Below are 15,391 nucleotides of genomic sequence, written 5' to 3' on the forward strand. Positions count from 1 at the left end.
GATTATTGCTCTGCTACTTCGCTATTTGCTTCACTAAAGTCACCGCCAAGGGCAATGTGTAAGTTGATTCTATTTTTAATAAGTTGGTTTTTGAGTTCGATAACAGAGCTTTGCGCGTTAAAAGAGCGATCTTGCGCATCAAGCACTGTCGTGTATGTTACTAAACCACTTTGATATTGCTCAAAAGACAAACGCTCTGCGGCAATTGCATTTTCTTGTGCTTCTAAGGTTTTTTCATAACGCACTTTCAAGGCTTGCTCTTGACTGATGGCTGTTTCAACATCGTTAAAGGCATCATAGAGTGTGGCAAGGTAAGCTTGCTCCTGACGTTTAACGCTAAGCCTTGCCTGCTCTTCATTGGCTTTTAAGCGACCACCTTCAAAAAGCGGCATTGAAATACTACCAATCAGTGACCAAGCTAAGCTTGAAGGTGAAAATAAATCACTCACTCTATCTGTGCTATCACTGATAGATGCTGAAAGATTTAAGCTCGGAAAACGTTGTTTGTGCGCGTAAGCAAGTCCCGCATCGGTACTTAACAACTGATACCAGCTTGCCATTAACGCTGGCTTGCGGGTGATAAGCTCTGAAGGTAAACCCAAAGGAATTGTGTTCTCAAGTAGTGGCAAATCGGCACTAACCGATAATGCCCCAGCAGGATATTGGCCTGTTAAACGCTCTAAATCACGAATTGATTTAGTTAATGTTGCTTGCTGTGCAGCAATATTCGAGCGCTCAGTATTTAGCTCATTACGGGCAAGGTAAACGTCAAGCGCTTCATTTAAACCTTGACGATAACCCGACTCAATAATATCTAAATTTTTCTCAGCGTTTTGCTCACGCTGCTTATATAGCTCAAGTAACTTGTGGTTCGTAATAACATCAAACCAACCCGCTACTACATCAGCAACTAATTGCTGTTTGCTTTGCGCAAATGTGGCTTTTTCAGCTAGGTATTCAAGATTTGCTTGTCGTTCTGAGGCCGACAATTTGCCCCATAAATCAACTTCGTAGCTTAATTCTAATGATGCTGAGCTGGCGTTATTATAACTAACAGGGCGGTTATCTTTACTACGGCTCGCACGTGTTGATAAATCAAGGCTTGGCCATAAATCAGCCCCAGCAACAATAAGCTGCTGCTCTTTAATCGCAACATCGTAACCTGCTTGTAAAATCGCTTGGTTATGGGCTAATGCTTGCTCAACTAAAGTAAAAACTTGAGGGTCGTGTAATTGCTGTAACCAGTTGTCTTCAACAGCAAGCACCTTGTCGCCAGAAGGAAGTTGCTGCCATGCACTTGGTACAGTCTCCAGCTCAGCAACTCGTTCATTGTGAGTCGGCTGGCTAACACATGCACTTAGCAAAATTACACTTAAAGCCAATAAACTCGGCTTATATTGCCAATTCATTCTAAAAACCTGAAAAACATCTATTTATGAGTGTAATTCAAGCACCACGTTAAGTTTTGCTCAACAGACTTTACATAACATTACACAGCCTGACATTTGGGGACGATGAATGGTAGGAAAATGGAGATAAGTTACAAACTATCAGCTATCGAAAATCTTCCATGTAGTTTTTCTTTTATACAAGAACTTATTATTCTTATTCGCGCGAAATAAATTTCACGCCTACGGTACCGGGTTTAGCCATAGCAATGTGCGGGCACAATCTAACTTTACTCTTTCCCCTTTCTAACTCGCTAACTTATGTATTTAAAATCTGATAGCTGACGGCTGAAAGCTGATAGCTCTTTAAATTTCACGCCTACGGGATGTAAAGTAGTGACTTGGAGGGGACAGAAACAAAAAAGCCTCGCGATTGCGAGGCTTTGAATCAATGGTGCCCAGAGGCGGAATCGAACCACCGACACGAGGATTTTCAACCCACGCTATATCACACCTAAAATATTGTTTTTACTAAACTTAATTACAAAAATTTTCCTATAATTTTCGTCTAGTTAATATATTCTTTTTTATAAAGTTAAAATTCTAATGTTTTTATACACTTATAGAATTTTAACTGGTCAAACAAATTCAACCTATTGATGATGCCTTTTTTAAGGCTTTATTTCAATCCTTTGTTTAATATCAATACCTTTCTCTGCATTAGGTTTTAAAGCCTCAACTTTAGCATACCCTCTTCTGTATACCCTTTTTGTTATGCTTAAGTTGGAATGACCCAACAATTCAGACGCTTGCGCGAGGCTATCGCAATCACTTGCGGCCTTAGCTCTAAGATCTCGTTCTTGAAATCGTTGCTCTGGTTTTAATTCACCACTTTCTAACGCTTTAGTCATCGCTTTATTCCACGCAGTTCTTACACCTGACGCAGTTAATGGTTTATCAAGCCTTGAATCTGCATGGGATGCAAAGAAGTACCAGTGTAAGATTGGCACCCGCTTCTTAGCAACAAGCCTATAACCATTTAATTCTTTGAGCTCTTCGACAATCTTTGACAAATAATCACAATAATTAAACTGAATTCTTACTCTTGTCTTTGAAGTTTGTACCTTCAATCCTTCTTCCTCAAACCAATCTTTACTACTTAGCTTAATCATGTCGGTTTGCCTTAAGCCAGTAGCAACTTTCAGAGTTATATATAGCTGTAACCATCTAGGGCAATACTTCAAGAAAATTTCAATCTCATCATCCGTAACAAGCCGATCCCGTTGATACTCAGGGTTTCTAATAATCTTATGAAATGGGGTATTGTCTATTACTCCCCATCGTACAGCATGAGTCATGATGGTGCTGAGTAAAGCAAATTCACGATTTCCCCTAACAGATGCGCCCTCTCTGGCTCTCAAATCTAAGAATTGATATGCATGACGAGCCCTAACCATAGTAGGGTTCATAGAACCAAAGCGTTTAATAAGGTTCTTAGCTGCTGCAATGTTGCTTTTGTGTGTACTTTTGGCTTTAGTCGGTGAAACTTCTTTCATATACCTATCTATCAAGTCGAACATAGTTCGGCATTCATAGTTTATTTCAGCGTAAGCATAATAATTTCTAAAGGCTTCATGAATGGTTTTACCCAAGCGAATATCTTTTTGACCAGCCGCTCTTAAATAATAAGTGCTGGCTTTTTTGTTGTAGATCATCCCTCTAGGCAAGTTTTGGTTTTCTAGTGAACGCTTTCTACCCATACTTAATCTCCTAAATTCAACTCAGTATATTTACAGATAGAGTTATTAGGTGAGATTCGCTGGTTTGAGCTTGCCCCAAGTTCAGCCTCAATAGATTTACGTAACACTTTTGGCCAGCCAAAAGCGTCTAAAGTGAAGGTTATACGCATCACAGTAAGTTGCTCAACTTGCTTCTGGCGTTGTTTTCTACCAGTAAGTTCAGCAATTTCTTCTTTGGAAAGGAATAAGCTCATAGGTTTCTCACACTAATAAGTTTCCAGTCACTTATAGCAACCGAAAAATCAAAATAACTCTAATTCCAAACGTAAATTATCCGTCTGGTAATGATTAACTCTTGATTTGCTCACACAAGTAAAGGTGGCGACTTAAAGTATGATGACCTACGGCCTCACTAAATATATCTGCTGATTTTTAACGATTTCATCATTTTTCAGCTTTTTTTAATATAGTTTGCCATTTTTGAAATAGCAAACATTTTAAGGCGGGTATTAACTATGAAGTTTTATAGAACCAATTCCAGCAAGGTTGAAGTTTAGATCTTCAAGAGCACCTTCTTTACTGAGCCCAATACCGAACTCAAGGCTAGAAGCCATAAATGATTCCATTTCACTATCATTGGTTATTTCATTCTCTGATTGGTAGCAAACAAAGAACTCATGCTGCTTTGAGTAATAATATTTTGTCATTTACTTGACTTCAGTACGTAGCTTATTTAACAATGAATTACTGGAAAGGATAATATCTCTTGTCGTTTGAAACGGGAGAGGCTTACATCTTGACCAACTATTTATTAAACTCTCTAACTTATGTTTATCATTCTGCTCTCTTGCTAACTTAATTACTTTCTCAGAATAATAAAACACTTTAAGTCTAGCACTATTCAACCTTTCACAGTTTAGATTAAATACTCTTATAGTCTCTTCGACTAGCTCAACAGTATTTTGGTTCTTGTTAGGTTCTATTTCCAAATTTTCACAATAATCTTTATTTGGCTTAAGCATCCCAGTTGACTTATCAAATGTGAAAAGCATGTGCGGTTCGGGTAACTCAAGTGGAAACAAAACCTTTCCATACCAATCTTTATCAGTAATTTTTTCAACATTCTCTAAAAAAGCCTTGTGGGAGTCACAACTTAAATTAGCAGGTAATTCATACTTCCGCTTATTTTCATAGTCCGACCCCCCTACACAAACCCCCAACAAATTAAACCAATCTAAAGCGATGTTAAAATCAGCAGTATCAGACTTAGAACGAAAGTGCTCAATTCTTTTGTTATTCTCATGTTCGTCAGCCAGATTCTGCTCACAATAAGCACAGATATCAAACTGATCATCAAATGCAATCTTTTTTATAGCCTTATAACTTCTACTCTGATCATAATCTCTGAAATCATCCCAACTGGCTTCTGGGTATTGTAATTTGAACCTTGAAAGTTCATTTTCGACATCAGATTTATGAATCTTTCTCAAAGCTTTTCTCCCATTCACGGTTCTCTATATAAAGATCTAATGAAACCAGCTCATCGTAATCAGCACCAAAATTATCGATTAGCTGACCCCTAGCTACTTTGGCCTCTTCACAATGGTATTTATCATCGTAAACCAGCTCCTTATACCTCTTTAAGAGTTCTGTAATTTCATTTTCAGGCCTTTCATCAACTAAAAAAAGGTTTTTTAATACCCAAGATGAAACTGCACCCTTAACTCCTTTTGGAGCTTTATATTTTTTTCCATCTTTTAAAAGCCATATGCTTTCGCTTTTTTTAGTATGGCAAACTTGGGGGCTATGAGTTGTAACAATAAATTGAATATTAGGAAAGGTCTCTTCTAAACGAATAATCACCTTCTGTTGCCATGAAGGGTGTAGATGCAAATCAATCTCGTCTATCAAGACTATACCTGTGCCATCTAGAGGGTTACTTGCTGTGGGGTTAAGTAAAACCAAACGCCTAGCTATATCAGCAACTAAAGCTAGTAAACTTTTCTCCCCTTGTGATAATTGCAAAACACTCAAGGTAATATCACTCTTTTCTAGAGTAAGATCTAGAGGATTACGCTTTAACTTTAATCCTCTAAAACCAGGTAAAAAGCTATAAATAGCGTTTTTTACTACTTCAAGTGATTTATTACTGATATTAGTTGAGTTATTTAACTTTTCTTTTAAGATCTTTAATTCTTCTTGAGAGTTTTGAATGTAGAGTCTAGCACTGTCAGATTCACCGGCCTCCTCTAAAATAGCTTTAATAAGTGGGCTATTTAGTTCTTTTTCTTTGAACTTTATAGCTTCTTTTAATTTTTGAAATTCAACATTATCATCATTTTCAGCTTCGACTTGCTCTTTAAACCACCGAAAAAACAACCTAAAATCAGCTCGGCCAGTCAAACTCTTACTGTAAGCTTTAGATTTATCCCAAGTGTGAACACCATTTATTTCATCAGAGTCTTCAATATCTTTTGTTGTAACATCATTCGCTCGTTCAACGTTATAACTTGCAAGTAATGGAAAAGAAAAATTAGAAATAGCTGAGTTTGATTGCCGTAATAAATTACATAGCTCATTTATTTCCGTGTATTTGCTTTTCATTTTTAATTCTATAGCGGAACGGCTTTGCGATAACTCAAACTGGTAATGATCATTGTTAACTTGGTATGTTGGATTTATTGTCGAAAAATTAGAATTATTTTTAATCTCAATCTCATCGATTTGATCACCATTATAAGATCGGGTTGTTAACCGTGAACTGATATGTGAGAGAGTTTTTTGAATTCCATCAAGAACTGAAGATTTACCACTGCCATTATTACCAACCAAGATAGTCGTGTTACCTTTTGATAAAGGTAAAGTTAAATTATCGAAGCCCTTATAATTAACAAGCTTAATAGATGACAATCTAAATTTGTAGCCTTCTAATTGACTTGCGCACTTTCTCTTATACTCCTCAGCTTTCTTTAGGTTTTTCGGGATGCCCGAGAGTTCTTCAGAGTATACCTTTGATAATTGAAATGACGCTTTATAATCACCATTAGCAGAGCTTTCTATTAACTTTTTTATATATTTTGGTACATCATCATTAGCCATTTTCAGCCCCTTTTGAGAAATTCTTTATAGCATTCATAGTATTGATGGAATACTTATCACTCATTCTTTTCAAAAAAGATTTTTCTATATGATAAGCATGAGCAAGTAAACCATGTAAATGAATAATATCTTCATCAGAGAGTAACCCTAGCTTAAATTTATGGATTAGAGCAGATATATACCTCTTTTTATCCCTTCCTAGTGAAAGCCGGTTATTATTTGATATTGTTATACCTGTAATATGCCGATTGTGTCCTTTAGAAGAAAACACTGTCTTAGATTCATTTAATACTATTTTTGTTCCAAACTCTTTCAGCAATAGTCTTCTTACAAACTCTAAATGTTTGAATAAAGCTCCCTTTGCATTTGAAGAGAATGTTAAGTCATCTGCATACCTTGTGTAATTGATGCCTATCTGATTACAAAATTCTGCCATACTTTTATCGAAAGAATACATAATTACATTTGATATAAATGGCGAGCTAGGAGCGCCAACGCTAAGAACTAACTTCCCATTGACTCTTTTGCTCCTATTCCAAAATAAAAACTGCTCTAAAATTTTCGCTTCATCTTCGGAAGGAATAATTCCTTGCTTCTTAATCGCTTTAAAAAAAACATTAGGAGTAATGCTATTAAAAAAATCTTCTAAATCAAGTTTTAACAAATACTCTGATTTGACATGCTTTATAGCATTATCTTTGATGCTTTTATCTTTAATATAAGCTGTTGCACACTTATGTATAGATAGATGATTAGATAAAATCTTTACTAACTCTTTTTGTATTTTTTTAACCGATTTTGTAGGTTGTGCAATAGTGCGAAAGCCTATCGTTCTTTTAGGTATTTTGTATACTTTGTAATGCTTCGAAGGGTAAGAGTTGAGTAAGCTTACATATTTAGGATCAAATTCGAGTAAAGATGATTGTAGTTTTAAGTCCATCAAAAATATCTTATAAAAAGTGTAGTGCGAGCATTTGAAGCCCGCACTACATTACTCTTTACTTGAAGCCGCGGAACATAATTTTTGAGCCGCAAGCGTCTGCGAAGAATGAGTAGCGGTTGCGGCTCAAAAATTGTGTTCCGCAACTGTAAATGTACCCAATAAATTAGAGTCTGGCGCATCGCCTGACTAGATTAAATTACTTAATCCTGAAAACACTAAAGAGCATAAGGAGTATAGACTCTTTAAAAAATAAAATCCATGAAATACCACTTATTCACACGTAACAACTTCATCTACCTATATAAATTACCGTGATCTGTTCACGGCTATGCCCTAGCTCGCTTGATATTTGCAATCTAGCTTCTTTATCAATAGTTTTTTGTTCTGCTGTTAATTCTTTGCTTTTTAGGCCGCCGCTAATTGGTGCTTGTCTACCTGTTAGTTCCATATAGCGTTTTTGGGCATACATGTGGCGTAATCCATGATTTCTATCAAGGCCAACACGACTTGTTTGCCATTCGTAGCTTTTTAATTGCTGCTTGTAATTTTTATCAGGCCTGATCAATGCGCCACCACCAACAGTTTGCTGTATTTCTTTTAATAACGCGCGTTGAGATTCAGTTCTTATTGGTAAAGTCCTTGGACGGCCGCCTTTAGTCCACGATGATTTTAAAACGAGTTGTTCACCACGTATGGCAAAATTAGGCTTAAATTTAATAGCTTCTTCTCTACGAAGCCCAAACTCTAGTTGAAGCCTAAGTGATAACTGCACGTAGTGATCTGTTATTTTTTCGAGCTTAGCTAAGTCTAGCTCTTTGGCTTTTGAATCAGTTGGAATGTAACTGCGCTTTTCTAAGTTAAGTGATATTGCTTGGTTTGCACTGTTATTTGATTTTGGCAGCATCGATGATTTTCCGACTTTTTCAGCCCACCATCTAATGTGTCCAACGCGGTTTTTAATTGTTCCTGGCGAAAGCTTTTCAGCTTGCCAGCGTTCTATCAGGTAATTTACGTGTTTTGGTTTTAATGAATGAACCGACTTTAATCGAAACCCACCTTCTTTAAGCTGTGCAGCAAGTTGCACTAGCGCCTTTTTTCGCCCAGCTTGTGTGCTGTAGCTGCCATCTTGATTTCTTAACATTAAGCCTTGTAGTTGGTACTTTAAGTTACTCATAAGCCACCAGTAAGTGATGATTTAAAATAACCTGTTATGCACTTAACTAACTAATTGAACCCATTTTTCCAAAAGGTAAGTTTTAAATGCCAATTGCACGTTGGAGCGTACAATTTTCGTATAAATACGAATAGAGGCACAAAGTTCAAAATGGCCAAAATAGCCTCGCCTTAAATGTTTCCCTACAGGGCGTACATAATAAAACGCAAATAAAGTGTGCTTTGCACTGGTTAGTTAAGTGATAACAGGTCTCCTTTTTAAGCGCCAAAAAAGTAACTCTTCATGAACTTTGTATACACAAAATTAAATCCAGCTAATGCAATAAAGCACTAGCTATTGATTAAGAAAAGTTAACTTTTTGGCTTATAGCTACATCACGTTGGTAGCTTTTCGAAATGACAAAGCTGAAAGCTTTGTTTTAAAGATACGATGACCGATGGCCTCGTTAAGTAAGTAATTAGATAATGGCATAACCCGCCCATAACTTCAACAAAAGTAATAGGCCTGTTGGTACGGCTGGGTTTGCCCACCGCGTCACTCCCCTATTGCTACGCGGGAGTGACGCGGTTTATTTATAATTAAAACAATAATACAGTTACTTCAATACCCTCATAAAAAGTCATATGTAAAAGGTGCTTCTCTGTATTTTTCGAGTAAAGCTTATACTTAAAAATTTCAGGGTTATCCCCATATGAGGGCAATGTTTCAAAGCCCTCTCTAAGGGTGGCAAAAACAGCTTCATTCTCGTCATTAATAGCTTGATTACCTTCAGATAAATCTATGAGTGCATTAGAAATAACTTTGCTATTTTTAAGCCACTTCTCCCCCAAGTGGTGAAAATAAATTCCGCAAGCGATGTGATGAAAAACATTATCAAAACGCTCTAAGTCAACTGTAAACGTCGCTGTCTCATAAATATTACCTAACTTATTTTTTACCAAGGTAGGCTTAAGATCTTTCATAAAAGATTCATATACGTGGGGCTTTCTATTTATCGCCTTCAAGGTTTTATTTGTAAATAAATGCTCTTTATTATCGTTATCATACATACCAGTTACTAAAAGAAAGAGTAAATACTCGTCATCTTTAGACTTTAAGGAATTATGTACATCACAAGATGGAACTTTTATTAAATTTTGCCTATAGCCAAAACCCTTTGAAGATAACTTATCTTTAGGAAATAAGCACTTTGGTGGCACATGCTCTTTTGATACAGCGACCCTTTCACACAAATAACATGTTTCCAATTTATTCTCCTTACAATCTAAAATGAATCCTATAAGAATTTATTTTTATTTAATTCAAGTTTTAAAGGCATCACCAAATAAGTAATTAACAAAACCAATTGAAAAGAAGCTAATACCAATTTATAGCTCTTTCAGCAAAAGGGTCACTAATTTAATTATTGAATGGAATATTAGTTAAAGTAGCTTTTGATAAAAAGTTTTACTTTATTTCAAGAGCCCAAATGTCAAGAAGATTTACTATAGAAAAGCAAAGTACTAGATAAAGCAATAAAAAACTTTCTTTCTGGCATAAGCAAGCCCTACCAATCAAGGCAGTAAAATAAAAGTAATGAACTAGTTTACTGAATCTCTATAACGCTCTATTGGTGCTGAGATTGGAAATTGAGGTTGTCGAATATTTGACAATTTAACTTTAGCCGGTTGAATTCGACTAAAGATGAGCCTAACAACATTTCGGACTTTTTCTTTCACCACTGACAGTAAACCCACCTCAAGCATAGTTTCAATTAGCGATTTTACAGTCATATATGCCCAGCCTAGCTTACTGGCTAGCTGAGAAATACTTTGCTGATATGTATCGCGTTTATTTCTTGTGGCAATTTTACCAGCTTTAATTTTACTGGTTATCAAGGCCTGAAGCATGAGCATTTTATGTTTATGGCGAGAATCATAGCGACTTTTAGAATCAAATAAATGAAGCTGAACTGGGTATAAGCGTAGTGTGTTGCTCGTTTGTTGTTTATTAAGCATCTGCGTGTAGCTTTGCAATAAACGATAGCCTAAAGGGTGTTTTACGTTTAAATGCAATGTGCGGCTATAACTCGAAGGATTAGCAGACTCAATTAGCAAAGGTTCTTTTTCGTCTTCTAGTGGCTCTAGAAGCTTTTTAAGACCGTTTTTAACTGCATTTACCGAATAACTTAAATGTTTAGCGATTGCTGATACTGATGAGTTAAATTTGCCATGCTTAGCATGGTGATATGCAATATGCCCCAAAATTAAGGTTTGAGTGTCTGATTTCGTTGCTGCAAGGACTTCTAAAGCAAAGAATACCTGTTTCTTTTTGCCACAGTGATCACTTACCGTATTTAGGCTTGATGAAAAATTATTTTTTAATTTTCTAGTCAATTGAAATTCGACTGGAACGTTAGTCAGCAATTTTTTGGCTTACCACTAGACACAGGATTACCCTACAGCTAATATAGCCATATAAACATTTTGAGTTGTTCATGAAAGCCGCGTTAGAAACTTAAGTCGCCAAACTTAATGTGAGTTTCTTTATCGCGGTTTTTTGCTTTCTGGCGTTCGCAAAATCGCCTCCGTCAATTACGACGAATACAGGTATTTTTGTAGGGAAAGTATGTTTTAGTAGGAAACGATATTTTAGATTTCAGCGGGAGGCTAGGAAAAATGGTGCCCAGAGGCGGAATCGAACCACCGACACGAGGATTTTCAATCCTCTGCTCTACCGACTGAGCTATCTGGGCGATATTTAGTTCTGTGCAGAATATCCACAAGGATTTTCAATGCAATTCCCGATGGCTCTACCGACTGAGCTATCTGGGCAATATACGATTTCTTGCAGAATATCCATGAGGACTTTCAATGCAGCTCCTACAATCCTAGCAAGGATTTATTTAGGACAATAAATGGTGCCGACTATCCGAGTTGAACGGATGACCTACTGATTACAAGTCAGTTGCTCTACCAACTGAGCTAAGTCGGCACACTGAATTTGTGTGCTATGCACTTAATCACGTTGTGATTATAAATAATGGTGCCCAGAGGCGGAATCGAACCACCGACACGAGGATTTTCAATCCTCTGCTCTACCGACTGAGCTATCTGGGCAAAAATTTAGTTTTATGCAGAATATCCACAAGGATTTTCAATGCAATTCCCGATGGCTCTACCAACTGAGCAATCTGGGCATAACAAAAAGCTAGAAGCTTGATGTTTAAATAAATGGTGCCGACTATCCGAGTTGAACGGATGACCTACTGATTACAAGTCAGTTGCTCTACCAACTGAGCTAAGTCGGCACACTAAAATCGTGTGCATTGTGCACTATAATCACTTTAAAAGAGATTATCAAATAATGGTGCCCAGAGGCGGAATCGAACCACCGACACGAGGATTTTCAATCCTCTGCTCTACCGACTGAGCTATCTGGGCAAAAATTTAGTTTTATGCAGAATATCAACAAGGATTTTCAATGCAATTCCCGATGGCTCTACCAACAGAGCTATCTGGGCATTTTAAACTTTCGTTTAAAAAATAAATGGTGCCGACTATCCGAGTTGAACGGATGACCTACTGATTACAAGTCAGTTGCTCTACCAACTGAGCTAAGTCGGCACACTAAACCTGTGTGCTATGCACAATACTGATGTTTTAATAATAAATTAAACACCAATATATTAAATAATGGTGCCCAGAGGCGGAATCGAACCACCGACACGAGGATTTTCAATCCTCTGCTCTACCGACTGAGCTATCTGGGCAAATTTTAGTTTCATGCAGAATATCAACAAGGATTTTCAATGCAATTCCCGATGGCTCTACCGATTGAGCTACCTGGGCAAATTTCAAACGCATTTATGAGCAACAAATTTGGTTGTCGCTGTCTGGGCGTGCGGCGTATTAAACGGGTTTTGCCCTCTCAAGTCAACTTTTTTTTGAGGATTATAACTGTTTGCACAGTTTTCAATCAAGATTGCTGTTTTTAATAGTTTTTAGCTTATTTAATCGACAAGTTTATCCATTTGAGTTGACCCTCATCATCAAAGAGTTACCTATGTTAAAAACGTGGTGAATTTTTCTTCATAGATGGTAGGATTACCTAATAATAAGAATACGCTCTCTATCGCTGTTTAAATTGTTGGATAAAAAAATGCCAAGTAAATCGAATTCACCAGTAAAAGGCTTATTACCGCTTTTTATTATCACGAACCTTGTCATCGCCCTGCTTGCGATTGTTTCTTATTCTTTTTATCCAACTAGTAAAACACCACAAAAGATAGAGCAACCGCAATTAACAGCTCAACAACTTTCAACACAACTCACATCTCCACTTGTCAGCGCATTGACTATGCCAGGCCAAGACAAAGTAAAGGAAGTTTTAGATTTAGCATTACTTCTTGAAAGTGGCTTTGATTACTACTTATATAGATACGAATTCAATGGTGACGTTTCACTGGTTTATGCTAATAACAAAGTGCTTATAGAGCCAAGTAAAGTAACTCAGCAACTAGAACAAAGTTCACTTATTCACACCGTTCTAGAATTTAATGATCAACCTGTTGGCGAGCTTATTGTAAAACAACACCCAATTGAGCAGCCAATAGCAGAATCATCAGTAGTTTCTATCGGCCTTGCTGTTTTAACTCTTCTAGCCTTAATTATTTTATCCTTCGCGCTAAGTATTTTTATTAATAAACGATTTAGTAAAAGCAGTAACTCTTTGAGCAAAGAATTAAGGGCAATTACAGAAAATGCAGATTACCAAACCCGTGTAACCGAAGAATTAGACTTTGGATTAAGCTCTGTAGCCAAACATATCAATTTGCTACTCAACAAAGTGCAATCAGCCATTACAGAAAACAAAGCTGCACAGGCTGACTTACAGAAACTTCAAAGCGGTCTAGAAAACGAAGTACATAATCGAACAATCGCACTTGAGCAAGCAACTTTAAAAGCCGAGCAGGCAAACGAAACTAAAACGACTTTCTTAGCAACCATGAGCCATGAAATTCGTACCCCTATGAACGGGGTTATCGGTACCATTGACTTACTTCGCCAAACTGAGCTTGATGGTGCGCAGCACAGATTAAGTACAATTATTCGTGATTCTGCATTTTCTTTATTAGGCATATTAGATGACATTCTCGATTTCTCGAAAATCGAAGCAGGTAAACTGAATATCGATAATATTCCTTTCTCAGTGTCAGACACCATTGAAGAAGTTGCTCGTGTTTTATCATCGGTGGCCAAAAAGCGTGACCTTGAATTAGAGCTGGCAATTGCGCCAGATATCCCTACAAATTTGATTGGCGATACGGTGCGTGTTCGCCAAGTACTTTATAACCTATGCAGTAATGCAATTAAGTTCACTAGTACTGATGATAAACATAAAGGCCACGTTAAAATCTCGGTAGAGGTGGCTCAAAACACCACTGATCACTACACCCTACGTTTTAGCGTATTAGACAACGGCAAGGGTATGACGCAAGCACAGCTTCGTGAAATCTTTAACCCGTTCATTCAAGCTGAAGGCTCAATCACCCGTGAATACGGTGGTACTGGTTTAGGCTTATCGATTTGTAAAAGCTTAACTGAGCTAATGCTAGGTACCATCTCTGTAACAAGTGATTTAGGTATTGGTAGTGAGTTTGTTGTCGAGTTACCTTTTAGTACACAAGGTAAAGTTGAATATGCCCACAAACAGGTAATGAAAGACCAACGTGTTGTAGTTGTAACCAATCATGATGGCCGCAAAAAACTACTTACTCGTTATCTATCATTTATGGGGGCAACACCTGTTATTGCTGATAGCAGCGACAAAATCGAAGCTGAACAAGATAAAAAAGATATTATTTGGATCCTCGATGGTATCGAAACCATGGAAGATATTAACTATATCTTACGCCGCTTGCTATACACCTTAGAAGACAATAAACAGCAAGTCATTGTATTAAGTAAGCTAGATGAAGCCGCTGTTAATCATAAAAATATCTTCTACTTAAATGCTGCACCGCTGTGTAAGTCTAACTTTATGATGTCGCTATTAGTGGCGGCAGGTTTACATAAGCCAAAACAAATTGCTTCGGCTAAGTCATTTAACGACTATTTAAGTGTTGATAAAGCCCGCGAAGAGAACAAACTTGTATTGCTTGTTGAAGACAACGTATTAAATCAGCAAGTGTTAACTGATCAGCTCCATCTATTAGGTTATGGTGTTGAAGTAGCTGAAAATGGTGAAAAAGGCCTTGAAGCATGGCGTGAAGGTAAACACTCAATTATCTTGACCGATTTACACATGCCGAAAATGTCAGGCTACGATATGGTTGAAAAAATTCGTCATGAAGCATCGCAGCTTGAAGATATTAACGCTCAACCTTATGTGATTGCTATCACCGCCAATGCCCTTAAAGGCGAAAAAGAACGCTGTTTAAGCATAGGGATGAATGATTACATCACCAAGCCTGTTGAGCTAAATGTGCTCGAGGCCACTTTACACAAATGTGCATACAAAACGAATCCTGAAGCCACTAAACTTGAAGTTAAAAGGCCAACAGCGCCTATTGATATGGCGATGCTTGCTAACTATGTAAACAATGATGAAGCAAAGAAACTACGCTTTTTCAAAATGTATTTAGAGCAAAGTAATCAACTTAGTAAAGAAATCAACAGTGGTGTTATTGAGCAAGACTTAGAGAAAATCATTTCAGCCTGTCATCAGCTCAAGTCAATCTCAAAAACGATTGGTGCAATGAAAGTTGCAGAACTAGCTGCCGAATTTGAAAAACGCTGCAAAGAAGATGAGCTATCAAGCGATGATTTAATTGAACTGCGCGATAGTTATGAAATTGAATACTCCAAAGTAGCTCAATTCTTAAAAGAACAAATACAAAGAGCAGAGCAAGAAGCAACACATTAAAAAAGGGCCTATTGGCTAATGCTGATCAGTTAAGAAGTTGATCAGTTGACCGATCAGAATGATCATGCACAATCCGTAGTTAGGCAACTAACTACGGATTTTTTTGTGAATATAGAACAAGCTCTTCATTCTGCTTTCGAAG

The 15,391-nt window shown here is 37.2% G+C and carries 11 protein-coding genes and 8 tRNA genes; 1 reads left to right on the forward strand and 18 read right to left on the reverse strand.

Annotated elements, in window-relative coordinates; translation table 11 throughout:
- Nucleotides 1-2: 2 nt before the first annotated feature.
- The 18 genes from ABMY41_RS12415 to ABMY41_RS12500 all read right to left on the reverse strand — a co-directional run bounded on the left by ABMY41_RS12415 (nt 3) and on the right by ABMY41_RS12500 (nt 12,094).
- Nucleotides 3-1,409 (reverse strand): TolC family protein, encoded by a 1,407-nt coding sequence (locus ABMY41_RS12415; RefSeq protein WP_349274857.1) that lies wholly within the window; start codon nt 1,407-1,409, stop codon nt 3-5.
- A 431-nt stretch (nt 1,410-1,840) separates the two neighbouring features.
- Nucleotides 1,841-1,911, reverse strand: a tRNA-Phe gene (locus ABMY41_RS12420).
- Between the two features lie 148 nt (nt 1,912-2,059).
- On the reverse strand, nt 2,060-3,148 hold the full coding sequence (locus ABMY41_RS12425; protein WP_251600753.1) for a tyrosine-type recombinase/integrase: 1,089 nt from the start codon (nt 3,146-3,148) through the stop codon (nt 2,060-2,062).
- A 2-nt stretch (nt 3,149-3,150) separates the two neighbouring features.
- Nucleotides 3,151-3,381 carry a DUF4224 domain-containing protein gene (locus tag ABMY41_RS12430; RefSeq protein WP_251600755.1) on the reverse strand — a complete coding sequence of 77 codons (231 nt, stop codon included), beginning with the start codon at nt 3,379-3,381 and terminating at the stop codon, nt 3,151-3,153.
- A gap of 255 nt (nt 3,382-3,636) precedes the next feature.
- Nucleotides 3,637-3,834 (reverse strand): hypothetical protein, encoded by a 198-nt coding sequence (locus tag ABMY41_RS12435; RefSeq protein WP_349274858.1) that lies wholly within the window; start codon nt 3,832-3,834, stop codon nt 3,637-3,639.
- Nucleotides 3,835-4,617, reverse strand: coding sequence for a retron Ec78 anti-phage system effector HNH endonuclease PtuB (gene ptuB, locus ABMY41_RS12440; RefSeq protein WP_349274860.1), 783 nt, complete (start codon nt 4,615-4,617; stop codon nt 3,835-3,837). It abuts the gene before it with no gap.
- A complete protein-coding gene (gene ptuA / locus ABMY41_RS12445) occupies nt 4,601-6,226 on the reverse strand; it encodes a retron Ec78 anti-phage system effector ATPase PtuA (RefSeq protein WP_349274862.1) in 1,626 nt (541 codons plus the stop codon). Before ptuA ends, ptuB begins: the two co-directional genes overlap by 17 nt.
- Nucleotides 6,219-7,166, reverse strand: coding sequence for a retron St85 family RNA-directed DNA polymerase (locus ABMY41_RS12450; RefSeq protein WP_349274864.1), 948 nt, complete (start codon nt 7,164-7,166; stop codon nt 6,219-6,221). The genes ptuA and ABMY41_RS12450 overlap by 8 nt, the downstream gene beginning before the upstream one ends.
- A gap of 292 nt (nt 7,167-7,458) precedes the next feature.
- Entirely contained in the window at nt 7,459-8,343 is an 885-nt protein-coding gene (locus ABMY41_RS12455; protein WP_349274866.1) for a phage integrase N-terminal domain-containing protein, read from the reverse strand.
- A 578-nt stretch (nt 8,344-8,921) separates the two neighbouring features.
- The gene (locus tag ABMY41_RS12460; protein ID WP_349274867.1) at nt 8,922-9,590 is read right to left on the reverse strand and encodes a hypothetical protein; all 669 of its coding nucleotides are present in this window, start codon (nt 9,588-9,590) and stop codon (nt 8,922-8,924) included.
- A 333-nt stretch (nt 9,591-9,923) separates the two neighbouring features.
- Entirely contained in the window at nt 9,924-10,718 is a 795-nt protein-coding gene (locus tag ABMY41_RS12465) for a hypothetical protein (RefSeq protein ID WP_349274869.1), read from the reverse strand.
- Nucleotides 10,719-11,001: 283 nt separating this feature from the next.
- Nucleotides 11,002-11,077: transfer RNA gene (locus ABMY41_RS12470), tRNA-Phe, on the reverse strand.
- A gap of 163 nt (nt 11,078-11,240) precedes the next feature.
- Nucleotides 11,241-11,316, reverse strand: a tRNA-Thr gene (locus ABMY41_RS12475).
- Nucleotides 11,317-11,365: 49 nt separating this feature from the next.
- Nucleotides 11,366-11,441, reverse strand: a tRNA-Phe gene (locus tag ABMY41_RS12480).
- A gap of 115 nt (nt 11,442-11,556) precedes the next feature.
- Nucleotides 11,557-11,632: transfer RNA gene (locus ABMY41_RS12485), tRNA-Thr, on the reverse strand.
- Between the two features lie 57 nt (nt 11,633-11,689).
- Nucleotides 11,690-11,765, reverse strand: a tRNA-Phe gene (locus tag ABMY41_RS12490).
- Nucleotides 11,766-11,872: 107 nt separating this feature from the next.
- Nucleotides 11,873-11,948 (reverse strand) — tRNA-Thr (locus ABMY41_RS12495).
- 70 nt (nt 11,949-12,018) lie between these two features.
- Nucleotides 12,019-12,094 (reverse strand) — tRNA-Phe (locus ABMY41_RS12500).
- Between the two features lie 389 nt (nt 12,095-12,483).
- Between ABMY41_RS12500 and ABMY41_RS12505 the strand changes: the two genes are divergently transcribed.
- Nucleotides 12,484-15,249, forward strand: coding sequence for an ATP-binding protein (locus ABMY41_RS12505; RefSeq protein WP_349274870.1), 2,766 nt, complete (start codon nt 12,484-12,486; stop codon nt 15,247-15,249).
- Nucleotides 15,250-15,391 lie beyond the last annotated feature (142 nt).

Origin of the sequence: Pseudoalteromonas sp. BZA4 (genome assembly GCF_040104395.1) — a bacterium.
Lineage (GTDB): Bacteria > Pseudomonadota > Gammaproteobacteria > Enterobacterales > Alteromonadaceae > Pseudoalteromonas.

What these genes read in the sequence shown, in the direction of transcription:
- ABMY41_RS12415 (WP_349274857.1), bottom strand. Translation starts at nt 1,409, where the DNA reads ATGAATTGGCAATATAAGCCGAGTTTATTGGCTTTAAGTGTAATTTTG.
- ABMY41_RS12425 (WP_251600753.1), bottom strand. Translation starts at nt 3,148, where the DNA reads ATGGGTAGAAAGCGTTCACTAGAAAACCAAAACTTGCCTAGAGGGATG.
- ABMY41_RS12430 (WP_251600755.1), bottom strand. Translation starts at nt 3,381, where the DNA reads ATGAGCTTATTCCTTTCCAAAGAAGAAATTGCTGAACTTACTGGTAGA.
- ABMY41_RS12435 (WP_349274858.1), bottom strand. Translation starts at nt 3,834, where the DNA reads ATGACAAAATATTATTACTCAAAGCAGCATGAGTTCTTTGTTTGCTAC.
- ptuA (WP_349274862.1), bottom strand. Translation starts at nt 6,226, where the DNA reads ATGGCTAATGATGATGTACCAAAATATATAAAAAAGTTAATAGAAAGC.
- ABMY41_RS12450 (WP_349274864.1), bottom strand. Translation starts at nt 7,166, where the DNA reads ATGGACTTAAAACTACAATCATCTTTACTCGAATTTGATCCTAAATAT.
- ABMY41_RS12455 (WP_349274866.1), bottom strand. Translation starts at nt 8,343, where the DNA reads ATGAGTAACTTAAAGTACCAACTACAAGGCTTAATGTTAAGAAATCAA.
- ABMY41_RS12505 (WP_349274870.1), top strand. Translation starts at nt 12,484, where the DNA reads ATGCCAAGTAAATCGAATTCACCAGTAAAAGGCTTATTACCGCTTTTT.